Below are 14,623 nucleotides of genomic sequence, written 5' to 3' on the forward strand. Positions count from 1 at the left end.
TGTGTGCGCGTGAGTGATACAGCTTCTACCCAGCCGGCCGACGACACCCCGGAGCAGCTACGGATTCGTCGCGCCAAGCGCGCTTCGTTGCTCGAGCGCGGGGTCGAGGCGTACCCGGTGTCGGTTCCGCGGACCCATTCGCTGCTCGAGATCCGCACCCAGTTCCCCGAGCTCGACGCCGACACGACGACCGGCCTGATCGTCGGGGTCGTCGGCCGCGTGATCTTCGTCCGTAACACCGGCAAGCTGTGCTTCGCCACCCTGCAGGAGGGCGACGGCACCCAGCTCCAAGCCATGATCAGCCTGGCAGGTGTCGGCGAGGACGACCTCGCAGCGTGGAAGGCCGACGTCGACCTGGGCGACTTCGTGTTCGTCCACGGCGAGGTCATCAGCTCCCGTCGCGGTGAGCTCTCGGTGATGGCCGACGCGTGGCAGATCGCATCGAAGTCGTTGCGGCCCTTGCCCGTCGCGCACAAGGAACTCAGCGAAGAGACGCGGATCCGGCAGCGCTACCTGGATCTGATCACGCGTCCGGAGGCCCGAGAGACCGCCCGCAAGCGCATCGCCGTCGTTCGTGAACTGCGTAACGCACTCGAGCGTCGCGGCTTCCTCGAGGTCGAGACCCCGATGCTGCAGACGCTGCACGGCGGTGCCGCGGCCCGGCCGTTCGTCACCCACTCCAATGCGATGGACACGGACCTGTACCTGCGCATAGCGCCGGAGCTGTTCCTCAAGCGCTGCGTCGTCGGCGGCATCGAGAAGGTCTTCGAGATCAACCGCAACTTCCGCAACGAAGGTGCCGACTCCTCGCATTCGCCGGAGTTCGCGATGCTCGAGACCTACGAGGCCTACGGCACGTACGACGACTCGGCGAAGATGACGCGGGAACTCGTCCAGGAAGTGGCGGTGGCCGCACTCGGATCCACCGTGGTCACCCTGCCCGACGGCACCTCCTACGATCTCGGCGGCGAATGGACGACGCTCGAGATGTACCCGTCGTTGTCGGAGTCGCTCGGATTCGACGTCACTCCTGACACCACCGTCGACGAACTGCTCGCGATCGCCGACAAGGTCGGGCTGGACGTCCCCCGCAAGGACGGCGTCTCGATCTACGGCCACGGCAAGCTCGTCGAGGAACTGTGGGAACACCAGGTGGGCGACGCGTTGACCGAACCGACGTTCGTCCGTGATTTCCCCGTCGAGACGTCGCCGTTGACGCGTCAGCACCGCAGCAAGCCGGGCGTCACCGAGAAGTGGGATCTCTACGTCCGCGGATTCGAGCTGGCAACCGGCTACTCGGAGCTGATCGACCCGATCATCCAGCGCGAGCGCTTCGAGGACCAGGCGCGTCAGGCTGCCGCAGGCGACGACGAGGCGATGGTGCTCGACGAGGACTTCCTCGCGGCCATGGAGCAGGGCATGCCGCCGACCACCGGAACCGGTATGGGAATCGACCGTCTGCTGATGGCGTTGACCGGGCTGGGTATCCGAGAAACGATCCTGTTTCCGATCGTCAAGCCGTCGCAGGCCTGATCGGAGGCCAGAAAGCTGTTCGCCAGCAGCGGACAGCGATCGGGAAACGTTTTGCAAAGTGCCTGCGTTATGAACAGTAAGCACACGAGGCGGTCCGTCTCGTTGCCGGAGACGCAGTATTTCAGGGGTGGAGGGTCGGCGTTCGTCGCGTCGGCCAACTACAGTGAGACACAGTCTTACCTTCGAATGCACAAGCGACCGAGTGTTCAGGACACTGCGGCGCTGGAAGAACTGGTGGGCGAGCTACCACCCACCGAGAAGTGAGGGAGAGCGATGTTCGAGAGGTTCACCGATCGCGCGCGGCGTGTTGTCGTCCTGGCTCAAGAAGAAGCCCGGATGCTCAACCACAACTACATCGGCACGGAGCACATTCTGCTGGGCCTCATCCACGAGGGTGAAGGTGTTGCAGCAAAGTCTCTCGAGTCGCTGGGCATCTCCCTCGAAGGAGTCCGCAGCCAGGTAGAGGAAATCATCGGCCAGGGCCAGCAGGCTCCGTCCGGTCACATTCCGTTCACTCCGCGCGCCAAGAAAGTACTCGAGCTCAGCCTGCGTGAAGCACTGCAGCTCGGCCACAACTACATCGGCACCGAGCACATCCTGCTCGGCCTGATCCGCGAAGGCGAAGGCGTCGCAGCTCAGGTTCTGGTCAAGCTCGGAGCCGACCTCAACCGCGTGCGTCAGCAGGTCATTCAGCTGCTGTCGGGCTACCAGGGCAAGGAGCCGTCCGAGAGCGGCAGCGGCCGCGGCGAGGCGGGCACCCCGTCGACGTCACTGGTTCTCGACCAGTTCGGACGCAACCTCACCCAGGCCGCGCTCGAAGGCAAGCTCGACCCGGTCATCGGTCGCGCGAAGGAAATCGAGCGCGTCATGCAGGTGCTGTCGCGTCGTACCAAGAACAACCCTGTTCTCATCGGCGAGCCCGGTGTCGGTAAGACCGCAGTCGTCGAAGGCCTGGCTCAGGCCATCGTCAACGGCGAGGTTCCCGAGACGCTCAAGGACAAGCAGCTCTACACCCTCGACCTCGGCTCGCTCGTGGCCGGCAGCCGTTACCGCGGTGACTTCGAGGAGCGCCTGAAGAAGGTGCTCAAGGAGATCAACACCCGCGGCGACATCATCCTGTTCATCGACGAGCTGCACACGCTCGTCGGCGCAGGTGCCGCCGAAGGTGCCATCGACGCAGCGTCGATCCTCAAGCCGAAGCTGGCTCGTGGCGAACTGCAGACCATCGGTGCCACCACGCTCGACGAGTACCGCAAGTACATCGAGAAGGACGCCGCTCTCGAGCGTCGTTTCCAGCCCGTCCAGGTCGGCGAGCCGACCGTCGAGCACACCATCGAGATCCTCAAGGGTCTGCGCGATCGCTACGAGGCACACCACCGCGTCTCGATCACCGACGGTGCACTCGTCGCTGCCGCCACTCTGGCCGACCGGTACATCAACGATCGGTTCTTGCCCGACAAGGCAATCGACCTCATCGACGAGGCGGGCGCGCGGATGCGCATCCGCCGGATGACCGCACCGCCAGACCTGCGTGAGTTCGACGACAAGATCGCCGACGCGCGTCGGGAGAAGGAATCGGCCATCGACGCACAGGACTTCGAGAAGGCTGCGAACCTGCGCGACAAGGAGAAGACCCTCGTCGGTCAGCGCGCCGAGCGGGAGAAGCAGTGGCGCTCCGGTGACCTCGACGTCATCGCCGAGGTCGACGACGAGCAGATCGCCGAGGTCCTCGGAAACTGGACCGGCATCCCCGTCTTCAAGCTCACCGAGGAGGAGACCACGCGTCTGCTCCGCATGGAAGACGAGCTGCACAAGCGGATCATCGGCCAGGTCGAGGCAGTCAAGGCCGTCTCCAAGGCGATCCGTCGTACCCGTGCAGGTCTGAAGGACCCGAAGCGCCCGTCGGGCTCGTTCATCTTCGCCGGCCCGTCCGGTGTCGGTAAGACCGAGCTGTCGAAGGCACTCGCGAACTTCCTCTTCGGCGAGGACGATGCGCTCATCCAGATCGACATGGGCGAGTTCCACGACCGCTTCACCGCGTCGCGTCTGTTCGGTGCTCCTCCCGGATACGTCGGCTACGAAGAGGGTGGCCAGCTCACCGAGAAGGTCCGCCGCAAGCCGTTCTCCGTCGTGCTGTTCGACGAGATCGAGAAGGCACACCAGGAGATCTACAACACCCTCCTGCAGGTGCTCGAAGACGGCCGTCTCACCGACGGCCAGGGACGCACGGTCGACTTCAAGAACACCGTGCTGATCTTCACCTCGAACCTCGGTACCTCGGACATCTCGAAGGCAGTCGGCCTCGGCTTCTCCTCGGGTGAAGGCACCGGATCGAACTACGAGCGGATGAAGCTCAAGGTCAACGACGAGCTGAAGAAGCACTTCCGCCCCGAGTTCCTGAACCGTATCGACGACATCGTCGTGTTCCACCAGCTCACCAAGGACGAGATCATCCAGATGGTCGATCTCATGCTCAACCGAGTCGAAGGTGCGCTCAAGAACAAGGACATGGCGATCGAGGTCACCGAGAAGGCGAAGTCTCTGCTCGCCAAGCGCGGATTCGACCCCGTCCTGGGTGCGCGGCCACTGCGTCGCACCATCCAGCGCGAGATCGAGGACCAGCTGTCGGAGAAGATCCTCTTCGGCGAAATCGAAGCCGGCCAGATCATCCTGGTCGACGTCGAGAACTGGGACGGCGAAGGCGCAGGCGAGGACGCGAAGTTCACGTTCCGCGGTGAGAAGAAAGCCATCATCGTCCCCGACGAGGTCCCGGTCGACCTGGCTAAGGCCGCCGGAGACAGCGACAGCGAGTAAGTTTCACAGTTCACGCCAACGGGCGATCCTCTTCGGAGGGTCGCCCGTTGTCGTATCTTCACCTGCCCCGCCCAGCCCAGCTCCCGGCTGCCGAAAAGCCCCCGCCCCCCGTTCGCGTCAATGGACCCCTGCAGCGCTCATTGCACCGTTCGGACGTGTGCAGTGGTCCATTGACGGAAAATGCGAACAGCGAGAGCAACGGCGATGACGGCAAGTTCCGTCAGCACGAGCCAGAACAGCATTGTCACGTCGGGAGCCCAGCGGCCCAGGGTGGAGATGGGTACACCGGTGAGCGTCGGTGTCGCGAAGTACAGCACTCCTCCGGCAGCGACAGCCATGAGGACGTGCGCAGGTGCCCACCGGCCGGGCGCGGTGTGCAGGCGAAGCAGAATGCGGATCGCGCACACGGCGAGCAGCACGGCGACAGCGGCCGAGCCGATCAGCAGCATGGCGTACAGGCCCGGGCCGGTGCTGCGGGGCTCGTCGAATCCGAGTCGCGTGAGAACCAGTGCGCGGGCCGCCGAGGCCAACTGTTCGGCTTCGAGTTCGCCGTATCGGTTGGTCGCGAACACTACGGCCATGTGGCGTTCCGGGATGAGCGCGACGTGGGTGAAGTAGCCGGGAACGGCCCCCGAGTGCCAGCGCATCTCGGTACCGTCGGGCAGGGTTTCGACGTACCAGCCGAATCCATAGGACAGTCCCGACCCCGTGGGCACCGTATCTCGACCGGTCGACGCCACAGTGGTGAGTCGGCTCGATGCGTAGCGTGAGAGTTCGTCGATGGATCCGGCGAGGTAGCCGTAGCCCAACCCGGCGTTGTCGATTCCGGTGTCGATGCGTCGAGGGAAGGTGAAGAACGGGACGTGACCGGGTGGCACTGCTTCGCTGGTGTGCACACCGGTTTCACGGGCGACGACGTCGGCGAACGGTTCGTCGGTGATTTTCTCGACGATTGCTTGCAGCAGTAGGTAGTCGAGGCTGGAGTAGCGGAACGAACCCGGGTCGTCGGGTGTGAGCCGCAGGGTGGGCACCACGTCGAGGGCTCGTTCTGTTCTTCCCCACACGTCCAACGCGGTGACGTCGTGGGGTAACCCGCCGGTGTGGTGGATCAGGTCTGCAACGGTGACGTCGGCCGAGATGATCGAATTCGATTCGGGCAGAACATCTTCGACGATATCGGTCAGGTCGAGACGGTGCTGGGCCACGAGCGCCTGCACCGTTGCTGCCGTCACCGATTTCGATACCGAACCCCACACGAAGGGTGTGCCGTCGTCGATCGGGGAACCGTTTCCGTCCATCCCGACCGCCACGTCCTCGGTGACTTCGCCTTCGGAGACGACGCGAAGCGCCACTCCCGGCAGGCCCAACTCTTCGGCGACGTGCTCGACGTCCGACCGGGCGTCGGTGTCGGGTGGAACAGGAGAGATCGAGGTAAGGATGGCTGCCACGGTCAACAGGGTGTGCACGATGCGCATGAATGGGCGTCCCTCGGTCGGCGAACTGCGTTGCCGCACGAGTGAATCAAGGAACTCCCCGCGATCGCCTCGGTGAAGACCCTGATTTCGGTGCTGAGATCAGGCCTCGGTTCTGTGAACGAGGTCCGCGATCCAGGGCAATATGTCGGCGTATGCGGCCAGGGCTCCGAGTGCATGGTTCGCGCCCGTCATCGGGACGACCGGAAAGTCGTATTCGCGGTAGGTGACGTCGGCACCGAGTTTCCGCCAGCGTTCGAGCAGAGTGCGGGACTGCTCGATCGGTACGACGTCGTCTGCGATGCCGTGCGACAGGTAGACCGGCATGCTCGGTGCGATTCGGCCGACGGTGTTCGCATCGATCACGTCGACGATTCCGGGGTCGTTCAGGTGTGCGGTGAGTGGGCGTCCGTCGCGCGTGAGTTCGCTGGTGTCGATGGCGTCGTTCGCTGCGCGGTCGGTGCTGCACCAGTTCTGCGCGGCGTCGAGCAGCGCGGTGCCGTCGGCGTCGAACAGGCTTCGGATCTCGTCGGCACGTTCGGGGTAAGCGTTGATCATGCCGTCGACCGCGAACAGGACGGCGCTGCCGAGTGTGGTGCCGTCGAGGGGCTCGATGTTGAGCGTCGGATCCGCCGGTGGCGCGCCGACGTACGCGCCGACGATGTTCAGCTCGGGGGCATACACATTGGCGAGTTCGGCCGCCGAGGCCGAGGCGAACCCACCCTCCGAGTACCCGTACAGCACCACCGGCGCGTCATCGTCGGCGTTTCTGGCTACGTCGAGCAACGCATGTGCCGAGGCCAGGCGGTTCAGATACGTGTGCCCGCCCGGAGTGCCGAGCCCCTGGTAGTCGGTCGCTACGACGCGATAGCCGGCCAGCAGTAACGGCAGGATGGCGGGGGACGAGCCGATTGTGCCGAGAACCGCCGATCCGGCACAGCGATCGGCCATCCCGGATGTACCGGGCGCGTAGGCGATCACCGGTCGCGGTCCGGGGGCGGGCCACGGCGCGGTGGGGGTCATCGTGTACCCGGAGACGGTCATGGGTTCGCCGTGCGTATCTGTGGAGGTGTACAGGATTCGTTCGATGTCGAAGCCGAGTCCGAAACCTCTGGGCGAGTTCATCGGTCGTACTCGCACCACATCGCCGGGCGAATGTCCCGTCGATTCCACCGGCAGGTCGTAGAAGTCCGACAGGGGATCGGCGACGACGGGTGCCGACAGGGCGACACCCCAGACGAGCGCCGCCGCCACGATCATCGCTGTTCGCCGAAAACAACTGGTGGCTCGCTCGTTCGTCATCTCGAGATCTCCGCACTCGATGGCCCGGTCACCCCGCCGACGTTAGCCTGAGTATCGGCCCTATGAAGGGTCGACGACGAAAGGACTCGGTTCGATGCCAACACGTACCTCACGCACCGCATGGAATGGAACTCTCGAACAAGGTTCCGGCCAGGTGGAGCTGTCCAGTTCTGGTGCAGCGACGTTCGACGTGTCGTTTCCCAAGCGTGCCGCCGAGAACGCCGACGGCACCACCAGCCCGGAGGAACTGATCGCAGCGGCTCATTCGAGCTGTTACGCGATGCAATTGTCGGCGCTGATCGCCGAAGCAGGGGGTACTCCACAGAGTCTCGAAGTCACCGCTGATGTCTCGCTCGGCCCGGATCAGCCCGGTTTCAAGCTCACCGGTATCAAATTGACCGTCCGCGGCGAGGTGGACGGTCTCGACGCCGACGGGTTTGCGAAGGCGGCGCAGGCAGCGAAAGAGACCTGCCCGGTCAGCAAGGCTCTCACCGGTGTCGAGATCACGCTGGACGCCGCGCTCGAAGGCTGATCGAACGGATCACCCGATGTGAGACTGGCGAACAGTCGTCAGGTTTGAAATAGTTCGTGAATCGACCCATCCACGGATGGTTCGGTGCCGAATCGAGGTCAAGCATCGGGTTAGATCGGCTGTTGCATACCTTCGGGGAATGTAACGACCAGCCTAGGAAGGATGTGCCCACCATGTTGTGGACGCGCTTCCTAGGCCTGGGTGCCCTCGCAGTCGCAGCGCACGCGGCAGCCCCGCAGGGACTACCCCGCGACATCGTCTATGCAATCGTGGTCCTGGCCACAATGGCGACATTCGTCTATCGGTACCTGCGCGAGAACGGTCCGGATCGGCGCACATGGAAGTACATGGCCCTCGGTGTCGGCTGCTGGGGCGTGGGCGACGGCCTGGTGGCCCTGATGCAGTACGGGGGCGGTCGGGTCTCGACCTTCTCGGCCGCAGACGTGCTGTATCTAGCGGGGTACCTGATCATTGCTGTGGGATTCGCGCGCGCGGCCGACGAGAACGGGCTCGTTTTCGGTCTGGAAGAGCTGCTCGAATGTCTGGTGGTCGCGGTGGGCGTCGGTCTGGCCGCGTGGATGTTCGTCGTTCCCGGCGACTGGACGGGGTCGCTGGCCTCGATGCTCTCGTTCCTGCCTGCGACCGTCTACCTCACCATCGACGCGTTCTTGCTCACTCTCATCGGCAGTCTCTATCTGTTGACGCGTTCGACCGGAATCTCGGTCGTGGCTGCCACCATCGGCACAGTGCTTCTGACCGTGTCCGACTTCGCCACCTACTCTCGGATAGACGATGTCGAGCTCTACCGCTCGCTGATCCCGAACACGCTGTGGCTGGCGTCCTACGTGTGCTTCGGAGTCGTTGCGCTGTTCGTGCCGGAGCGGGCGGTCGCACGCATCGAGCGGCCCAGTCCGTTCAGGTTCGGGCGAGCACGATTCGTCGGTCTGGGTCTCGCGGTTGCCGTCACCCCGGCTGCCATGGCCGTGCAACTGGCTCGCGGAGTGCCCGTCGCGCAGTGGGGTTGGGTGATCGTGCTGTCCTCTGCGTTGGTCATATCCCTGGTCGGCGGCAGGATGGCCTGCTTCCTCGGAACGCTGCGCAGGCAGGCTTCGGTGCTCGAGAACGTGGCACGAACGGATGCCGTTACCGGTCTGGGCAACCGCAGGCTGCTTCGGGAGCGGCTCGACACGATGCTCGCCACGCGCGGCGAATCGGACGTCTTCACGCTCGTGGTCGACATCGACCGTTTCGCTCAGATCAACGAGACGTTCGGCTACAGCGTGGGCGACAGCGTGCTCCGCGAGATCGGCCATCGCCTCGTCGCCTCGGTGCGGTCCGACGATCTGGTGGGACGGTTGGGAGGCGATCAGTTCGTCGTGGCGATGCGTCGGCTCCCGGGCAGGACCGATATTTTCGACATGGCTCATCGGCTCCAATTCGCGGTCAGCAGAACGATGTTCGTGCACGACATCAACGTCGCCCTCGATGCGGCGGTAGGGATAGCGGCGTTCGAGGAGTGTTCGGGGGCGTCCGAGACGAACGGCGTCGACGGCGAGGCGATGTTGCAGCGAGCTCATGTGGCGTTGACGTCCGCGAAGGCAGGCCATGCTCGCATCGGTCTGTACGAGCCCGACATGGACCGAAACCGACACGATCAGATGCGACTGTTGGGCGAGCTCGACACGGCGATCCGTGACCATCAGCTCCGGGTGTTCTTCCAGCCGTGTCTCGATCTCGAGTCGGGCAGCGTCGACCGGGTCGAGGCTCTGCTGCGGTGGCTGCACCCTCGCGAGGGACTGATCGGGCCGTCGACGTTTCTCCCCGATGCCGAGCGCACCGGCATGTTGCCCGCCATCACCGCACTGGTGCTGGACGAGGCACTCGCGCAGTGCAGCGCACTACGACGGCGAGGCATCACTCTGTCTGTCTCGGTGAACCTTTCGGTTCGGAATCTTCTCGACGAGACACTCACCGAACAGGTCGCCGCGGCACTGGCGAAACACTCCGTACCGGCGCACGCCCTGGAGTTCGAGGTCACCGAAACGACAGCCATGACCGACCCGGTGCGATCGGTGGCTGCGTTGACCTCGTTGCGCAGCCTGGGGGTGACTCTGGCCATCGACGATTACGGGACCGGCTACAGCTCGCTGGCGTACCTGCAGACCCTGCCGGTGCAGACCCTCAAGATCGACCGCTCGTTCGTCTCGAAGATGAACTCCGACGACACCGACGCGTCCATCGTTCGCTCGACCATCGACCTGGCCCGCAGTCTGGGTGTGCGAATCATGGCCGAGGGCGTCGAGGATGCAGGCACCCTCGACGCCCTTCGTCGGCTGGGTTGCGATGCAGCACAAGGCTTTTACCTCGGTCGCCCGATGCCTGCCGAGCTGTTGTTCGACGCCGTGCACAAACTCGATTCCGATACGCCCACCAGACTGGAGTGGGAGCTCGCCCGTCAGCCCATCTGACGGGCGAACTGCGTCGTCACGAGGTGGCGGGCACGTCCAGCACGACCTCGAACTCCAACAGTGACGCGCCCGACGCGACCGGCTTGCTCTCGCCGGAACCGGCGTGCGCCTGCCGTGACGGGCCACCGGACCAGGCCTGGAACGACTCCTCGTCCTCCCACTGGGTGACGACGAAATAGCGTGTCTCGCCCTTGACCGGACGGAGCAACTGGAACCCGAGGAAACCGGGCGAACCGTCGACCGTTCCGGCACGCGCGGCGAAGCGCTTCTCGAGCTCGGGGCCTGCGCCCTCGGGTACGTCGATCGCGTTGATCTTCACAATGGCCATTCTCGGGAGACTACCCCGCCGATATGCTCGGCGGTGATGCTCTACGACGAGGGTGGATCCGGCCGTTCGATACTGCTGCTGCACGGGCTGATGGGCAGTGCGGCGACGTGGCGACGCCAGATTCCGTGGCTCCGAGAATTCGGGCGGGTGCACACCTACGACGCCCCGGGCCACCGTCGGCCTCCGCCGCCAGAACTGACGACCGAGGCGTTCGTGGACGACCTGATCGAGCACCTCGAAACGGTGGGTCCCAGTGTGCTGGTCGGTCATTCGATGGGAGCGCTGCACGGCTGGTGTGCGGCTGCGCGGCGACCCGATCTGGTCACCGCGCTCGTCGTCGAAGACATCGCGCCGGACTTTCGCGGTCGAACGGCGGACGGCTGGGCGGCGATGATCCGGGCGTGGCCGCAACCGTTCCCGGACGCCGACGCGGTACGCGCCTTCTTCGGAGATGTTGCCGGACAGTACTTTCTGGATTCGTTCGAGCTCAGCGGCGACGGCTGGCGACTGCACGGTGACGTCGATACGTTCGAGGCCATTTCGCAGGAGTGGGGGACGCGGCACTTCTGGAACGAATGGGATGCCGTCCGTGCTCCGGTTCTGTTGATCGAAGGTGAGCACACCATCACGCCGGCCGGCCAGATGAGCCGAATGCACTCGGCCAAGCCCGGATCGGTGTACGTCAGAGTCGAGGGTGCGGCGCATCTCGTTCACGACGAAGCCCCGGAGCGGTATCGCGACGCCGTCGAGGGGTTCCTGCGCACACTAGGATCATCCGAATGCCGCTCGCACAGCTCAACGGAATCGACCTGAACTACGACGTCACCGGTGACGGACCGCTCGTGGTTCTGGTGATGGGAACGGGAAGCCCGGGCCGCGTCTGGCGAACCCACCAGGTTCCCGCCCTGGTGAAGAGTGGATATCGCGTGGCCACATTCGACAATCGCGGTATCGCACCGTCGTCCGAGTGTGCGCACGGAATGACGCTCGACGACTTGGTCGCAGACACCGCCGCCTTGATCGAACATCTCGGCGGCGGAAAGGTGCGCGTCGTCGGCACGTCGATGGGCGCACGCGTGACCCAGGAATTGGCGTTGGCGCGGCCGGATCTGGTGTCGCACGCAGTGATGATGGCCACCTACGGCAAAAACACCACGATGCGTCAGCAGTTGACGAAGGGCGAGAAAGATCTGTTCGACGCCGGAGTCGAACTTCCGGCCTCGTACCGGGCGGCGATGACTGCGATGCAGAACTTCTCGCCCAAGACCTTGGCCGACGAGGCAGCGATCGGCGACTGGCTGGCGGTGCTCGAATACTCCGGCGGCAAGAAGACGGCCGGTATGCGGGCGCAGATCGGACTCGAAATGCGTGCCGGCACAGACAGATTGATAGCGTATCGCCGAATTTCGGCCAAGTCGCTCGTCGTCGGATTCGCCGACGACCGGCTCATTCCGGTGCAGCAGTGTCGTGAAGTGGCTGCGGCGATACCCGGTGCGCGCTACGTCGAAATAGCCGATACGGGCCACTTCGGCTACCTCGAACGACCCGATGCCGTCAATGCGACTCTGGTGGAGTTTCTGGCGTCCTAGCTGTCCGAACCCTCGCCGGCCAGCGCGAACAAGCCCGATTCGGTCTGCTCGATCAAGCCGTCGGTCAACAGTGAGTCCAACGCGCGGTCACGCTGTGTGGGGTCGGTGGGCCAGACGATGTCGAGCTGAGCCCGCTCCACCGGCCCCGTGCTCTCCCGCAGGACCGACATCAGTTTGCCCCGCACCTGTCGATCGGTTCCGGCGAACTTCTGCACCTTCTTCGCCGGGCCGGTGTGCGCAGGCCGCCCGGCCTCGATCCAGGCGCACTCGGGAAGTGGGCACAGCAGGCACGCCGGATTCTTGGCGGTGCAGATGAGCGCGCCGAGCTCCATCAACGCCGCCGAATACCGGGCGGCGCGGGGCACGCTGACCGGAAGCAGTTGTTCGACGTCGGCCAAATCCCTTGTCGTCGAGGGATTTCCAGGCTCGGCGTTGCCGTGCAACGCACGCGCGACGACGCGTCGAACATTGGTGTCCACCACCGGAACTCGCTGGCCGTACGCGAAAGTCGCCACCGCCCTGGCCGTATAGGCCCCGATGCCGGGCAGGCCGAGCAGGGTGTCGACGTCCTGCGGAACCTCGTCGCCGTAGTCCTCGGCGAGCACCCGAGAACACTCGTGCAGACGCAATGCGCGACGCGGGTACCCCAGCTTCCCCCACGCCCGCAGCACCTCGGCCTGCGACGACGCGGCCATCGCCGAGGGGACCGGCCACCGCTGCACCCACTGCTCCCAGATGGGAGCCACCCGCACGACGGGCGTCTGCTGCAGCATGATCTCGCTCATCAGGATCTGCCATGCGGTCACTCCCGGACGACGCCACGGCAGGTCGCGTCCGTCGGTATCGAACCATCCGAGCAGGGCCTCGGGATCGATCGGCAACTGTGCGCCCTTCTTCTCGTGTCTGTGACGGGTACCAACAGTAGTGAACCCGACTCGCCGGTAACCCTCTGCGCGTGCACCCGACTCGCCGGTAACCCGCTGCGCGTGCACCCGACTCGCCGGTAACCCGCTGCGCGTGCACCCGACTCGCCGGTAACCCGCTGCGCGTGCACAATGAGAGCTATGCCTGCTTCGAATCCGATCGCTGCCTGGAAGTCACTCAAGGAAGGCAACCAACGGTTCGTCTCCGGAGAGGTCCTGCATCCGTCGCAGGGGATCGAGGACCGCGCCCGGCTCGAGAGCGCTCAGCACCCCGGGGCCATCCTGTTCGGCTGCGCCGACTCACGCGTCGCCGCCGAGATCATCTTCGATCAGGGCCTCGGCGACATGTTCGTCGTTCGTACCGCCGGCCACGTCGTCGATTCCGCCGTTCTCGGCTCCATCGAGTACGGCGTCGCGGTGCTCAATGCTCCGCTGATCGTCGTGCTCGGACACGACCACTGCGGTGCCGTCCAGGCGACCGTCGACGCACTCGAAAGCGGTGACGTGCCCGGCGGCTACATCCGCGACGTCGTCGAGCGCGTCACCCCGTCGGTGCTCTCGGCCCGACGCGACGGCCACGAAGCCGTCGACGAGTTCGAGGCGCGCCACGTCCAGGAAACCGGCAACCTGCTGATGCAGCGTTCGCGCATCGTCGCCGAGAAGGTCGAAGCCGGCGAGCTGGCGATCGTCGGGCTCACGTACCAGCTGTCCAAGGGGCGTGCGCAGCTTCGCGAGGTCATCGGCGACATCGGCGAACAGCCCGCCTGAACGGTCGGCTAGCCCGCCTGAACGGTCGAACAGCCCGCCTGACGGTCCGGCAGCCCACGAAAGCCCGTTCGCCGGTGCGACACGCCGCGTGGGCTCAGGGATAGCGTGGCTTCGGCCGCATACGGTTGATTCGTGTTGGAACCGACCGGGCCATTGCCTCCCGAAATCTACTGGCGACGCCGCGCACTCGCCATCGGTGCGGCCGTTGTCGTCCTCGGCTTGATCGTGTGGTTCATCGCCTCGCTCAGCGGTCGTTCCGACGACCCCGAGGCCGCTCCGGCCGGGGTCGCAGCTCCGGCGACCACGTCCGCGCTGCCGTCGCCCAGCTCGTCTGCCACGCCCGGTGGTTCGGGTGGCTCCGGTGGTTCGGGTGAGGGATCGGGCGGTTCCGGTGGGTCCGGTGGTTCGGGCGGCGGTACCGACTCCGCGGCCGGCGGTGGCACGACAGCAGCAACGACCAGTGGTGCGCCCGCTCCGGCGATCGCCAACCAGTGCCCGGATCAGTCCCTCGCGATCAAGGTGACGCCCGAGAAGGCCACCTATCGCCTCGGCGAAGAGCCCGTGTTCACCGTCGTGATCACCAACATCGGGTCAGCGGAGTGCCAGCGCGACGTCGGTGCCGGGTTGCAGCAGGCGCTCGTCTACACGCTCGACAATCAGCGCATCTGGTCCAACATCGACTGCTTCCCGAACGCTGCGTCGGATCTGCGAACCTTCAAGCCCGGTGAGCAGGCCGGCTTCACGGTGAAGTGGTCGGGCACCAACTCGGTTCCCGGTTGCGGTGAAGAGCGCGTCCCGGTCGGCGTCGGTGCATACCAGGCCATCGCACAGCTCGGCGAACTCAAGAGCGTGCCGGAACCGTTCAACATCACCGGCTGAGTACGGTCGAATCTC

12 protein-coding genes are annotated in these 14,623 nt (G+C 65.1%); 8 read left to right on the forward strand and 4 right to left on the reverse strand.

The genetic code is table 11. The annotated features are described in order from the left end of the window. Window positions 1-9: 9 nt before the first annotated feature. Together lysS and CH262_RS05770 are read left to right on the forward strand one after the other, a co-directional pair. The gene (lysS, locus tag CH262_RS05760; RefSeq protein ID WP_057472627.1) at window positions 10-1,533 is read left to right on the forward strand and encodes a lysine--tRNA ligase; all 1,524 of its coding nucleotides are present in this window, start codon (window positions 10-12) and stop codon (window positions 1,531-1,533) included. Between the two features lie 273 nt (window positions 1,534-1,806). Beyond that, window positions 1,807-4,347: an ATP-dependent Clp protease ATP-binding subunit gene (locus tag CH262_RS05770; RefSeq protein ID WP_027494358.1), complete on the forward strand. Its 2,541-nt coding sequence runs from the start codon at window positions 1,807-1,809 to the stop codon at window positions 4,345-4,347. 137 nt (window positions 4,348-4,484) lie between these two features. Here the strand turns inward: CH262_RS05770 and CH262_RS05775 are convergent, their stop codons facing one another. Both CH262_RS05775 and CH262_RS05780 read right to left on the reverse strand, forming a co-directional pair. Then, the gene (locus tag CH262_RS05775; protein WP_094717205.1) at window positions 4,485-5,822 is read right to left on the reverse strand and encodes a serine hydrolase domain-containing protein; all 1,338 of its coding nucleotides are present in this window, start codon (window positions 5,820-5,822) and stop codon (window positions 4,485-4,487) included. Between the two features lie 99 nt (window positions 5,823-5,921). Beyond that, window positions 5,922-7,121 carry a lipase family protein gene (locus tag CH262_RS05780; RefSeq protein WP_179274919.1) on the reverse strand — a complete coding sequence of 400 codons (1,200 nt, stop codon included), beginning with the start codon at window positions 7,119-7,121 and terminating at the stop codon, window positions 5,922-5,924. A gap of 94 nt (window positions 7,122-7,215) precedes the next feature. Here CH262_RS05780 and CH262_RS05785 point away from each other — a divergent pair, with 94 nt between their 5' ends. Both CH262_RS05785 and CH262_RS05790 read left to right on the forward strand, forming a co-directional pair. Beyond that, window positions 7,216-7,653: an OsmC family protein gene (locus CH262_RS05785; RefSeq protein ID WP_027494355.1), complete on the forward strand. Its 438-nt coding sequence runs from the start codon at window positions 7,216-7,218 to the stop codon at window positions 7,651-7,653. Between the two features lie 173 nt (window positions 7,654-7,826). Beyond that, the gene (locus tag CH262_RS05790; RefSeq protein ID WP_143547071.1) at window positions 7,827-10,121 is read left to right on the forward strand and encodes a putative bifunctional diguanylate cyclase/phosphodiesterase; all 2,295 of its coding nucleotides are present in this window, start codon (window positions 7,827-7,829) and stop codon (window positions 10,119-10,121) included. A gap of 16 nt (window positions 10,122-10,137) precedes the next feature. Here the strand turns inward: CH262_RS05790 and CH262_RS05795 are convergent, their stop codons facing one another. Then, complete coding sequence (locus tag CH262_RS05795) at window positions 10,138-10,449, reverse strand: antibiotic biosynthesis monooxygenase family protein (RefSeq protein WP_027494354.1); 312 nt, start codon at window positions 10,447-10,449, stop codon at window positions 10,138-10,140. Window positions 10,450-10,485: 36 nt separating this feature from the next. Here CH262_RS05795 and CH262_RS05800 point away from each other — a divergent pair, with 36 nt between their 5' ends. Then, window positions 10,486-11,262, forward strand: a complete 777-nt coding sequence (locus tag CH262_RS05800; protein ID WP_094717207.1) for an alpha/beta fold hydrolase — start codon at window positions 10,486-10,488, stop codon at window positions 11,260-11,262. Continuing rightward, window positions 11,229-12,038, forward strand: coding sequence for an alpha/beta fold hydrolase (locus tag CH262_RS05805; RefSeq protein ID WP_094717208.1), 810 nt, complete (start codon window positions 11,229-11,231; stop codon window positions 12,036-12,038). Before CH262_RS05800 ends, CH262_RS05805 begins: the two co-directional genes overlap by 34 nt. On the opposite strand, the gene CH262_RS05810 is transcribed toward CH262_RS05805, so the two are convergent. Next, window positions 12,035-12,919 carry an A/G-specific adenine glycosylase gene (locus CH262_RS05810; RefSeq protein WP_094717209.1) on the reverse strand — a complete coding sequence of 295 codons (885 nt, stop codon included), beginning with the start codon at window positions 12,917-12,919 and terminating at the stop codon, window positions 12,035-12,037. The two genes, CH262_RS05805 and CH262_RS05810, sit on opposite strands and share 4 nt — an antisense overlap. Window positions 12,920-13,102: 183 nt before the next feature. Between CH262_RS05810 and CH262_RS05815 the strand changes: the two genes are divergently transcribed. Next, window positions 13,103-13,729, forward strand: coding sequence for a carbonic anhydrase (locus CH262_RS05815; protein ID WP_027494350.1), 627 nt, complete (start codon window positions 13,103-13,105; stop codon window positions 13,727-13,729). Window positions 13,730-13,861: 132 nt separating this feature from the next. After that, a complete protein-coding gene (locus tag CH262_RS05820) occupies window positions 13,862-14,608 on the forward strand; it encodes a hypothetical protein (RefSeq protein ID WP_027494349.1) in 747 nt (248 codons plus the stop codon). The last annotated feature ends 15 nt before the right edge of the window (window positions 14,609-14,623 follow it).

It is taken from the genome of Rhodococcus sp. 05-2255-1e (assembly GCF_002259025.1).
Lineage (GTDB): Bacteria > Actinomycetota > Actinomycetes > Mycobacteriales > Mycobacteriaceae > Rhodococcoides > Rhodococcoides fascians.

Coding starts and splice junctions, on each gene's coding strand:
- CH262_RS05795 (WP_027494354.1), bottom strand. CDS start 10,449: ATGGCCATTGTGAAGATCAACGCGATCGACGTACCCGAGGGCGCAGGC.
- CH262_RS05770 (WP_027494358.1), top strand. CDS start 1,807: ATGTTCGAGAGGTTCACCGATCGCGCGCGGCGTGTTGTCGTCCTGGCT.
- CH262_RS05785 (WP_027494355.1), top strand. CDS start 7,216: ATGCCAACACGTACCTCACGCACCGCATGGAATGGAACTCTCGAACAA.
- CH262_RS05790 (WP_143547071.1), top strand. CDS start 7,827: ATGTTGTGGACGCGCTTCCTAGGCCTGGGTGCCCTCGCAGTCGCAGCG.
- CH262_RS05800 (WP_094717207.1), top strand. CDS start 10,486: ATGCTCTACGACGAGGGTGGATCCGGCCGTTCGATACTGCTGCTGCAC.
- CH262_RS05805 (WP_094717208.1), top strand. CDS start 11,229: ATGCCGCTCGCACAGCTCAACGGAATCGACCTGAACTACGACGTCACC.
- CH262_RS05815 (WP_027494350.1), top strand. CDS start 13,103: ATGCCTGCTTCGAATCCGATCGCTGCCTGGAAGTCACTCAAGGAAGGC.
- CH262_RS05780 (WP_179274919.1), bottom strand. CDS start 7,121: ATGACGAACGAGCGAGCCACCAGTTGTTTTCGGCGAACAGCGATGATC.
- CH262_RS05775 (WP_094717205.1), bottom strand. CDS start 5,822: ATGCGCATCGTGCACACCCTGTTGACCGTGGCAGCCATCCTTACCTCG.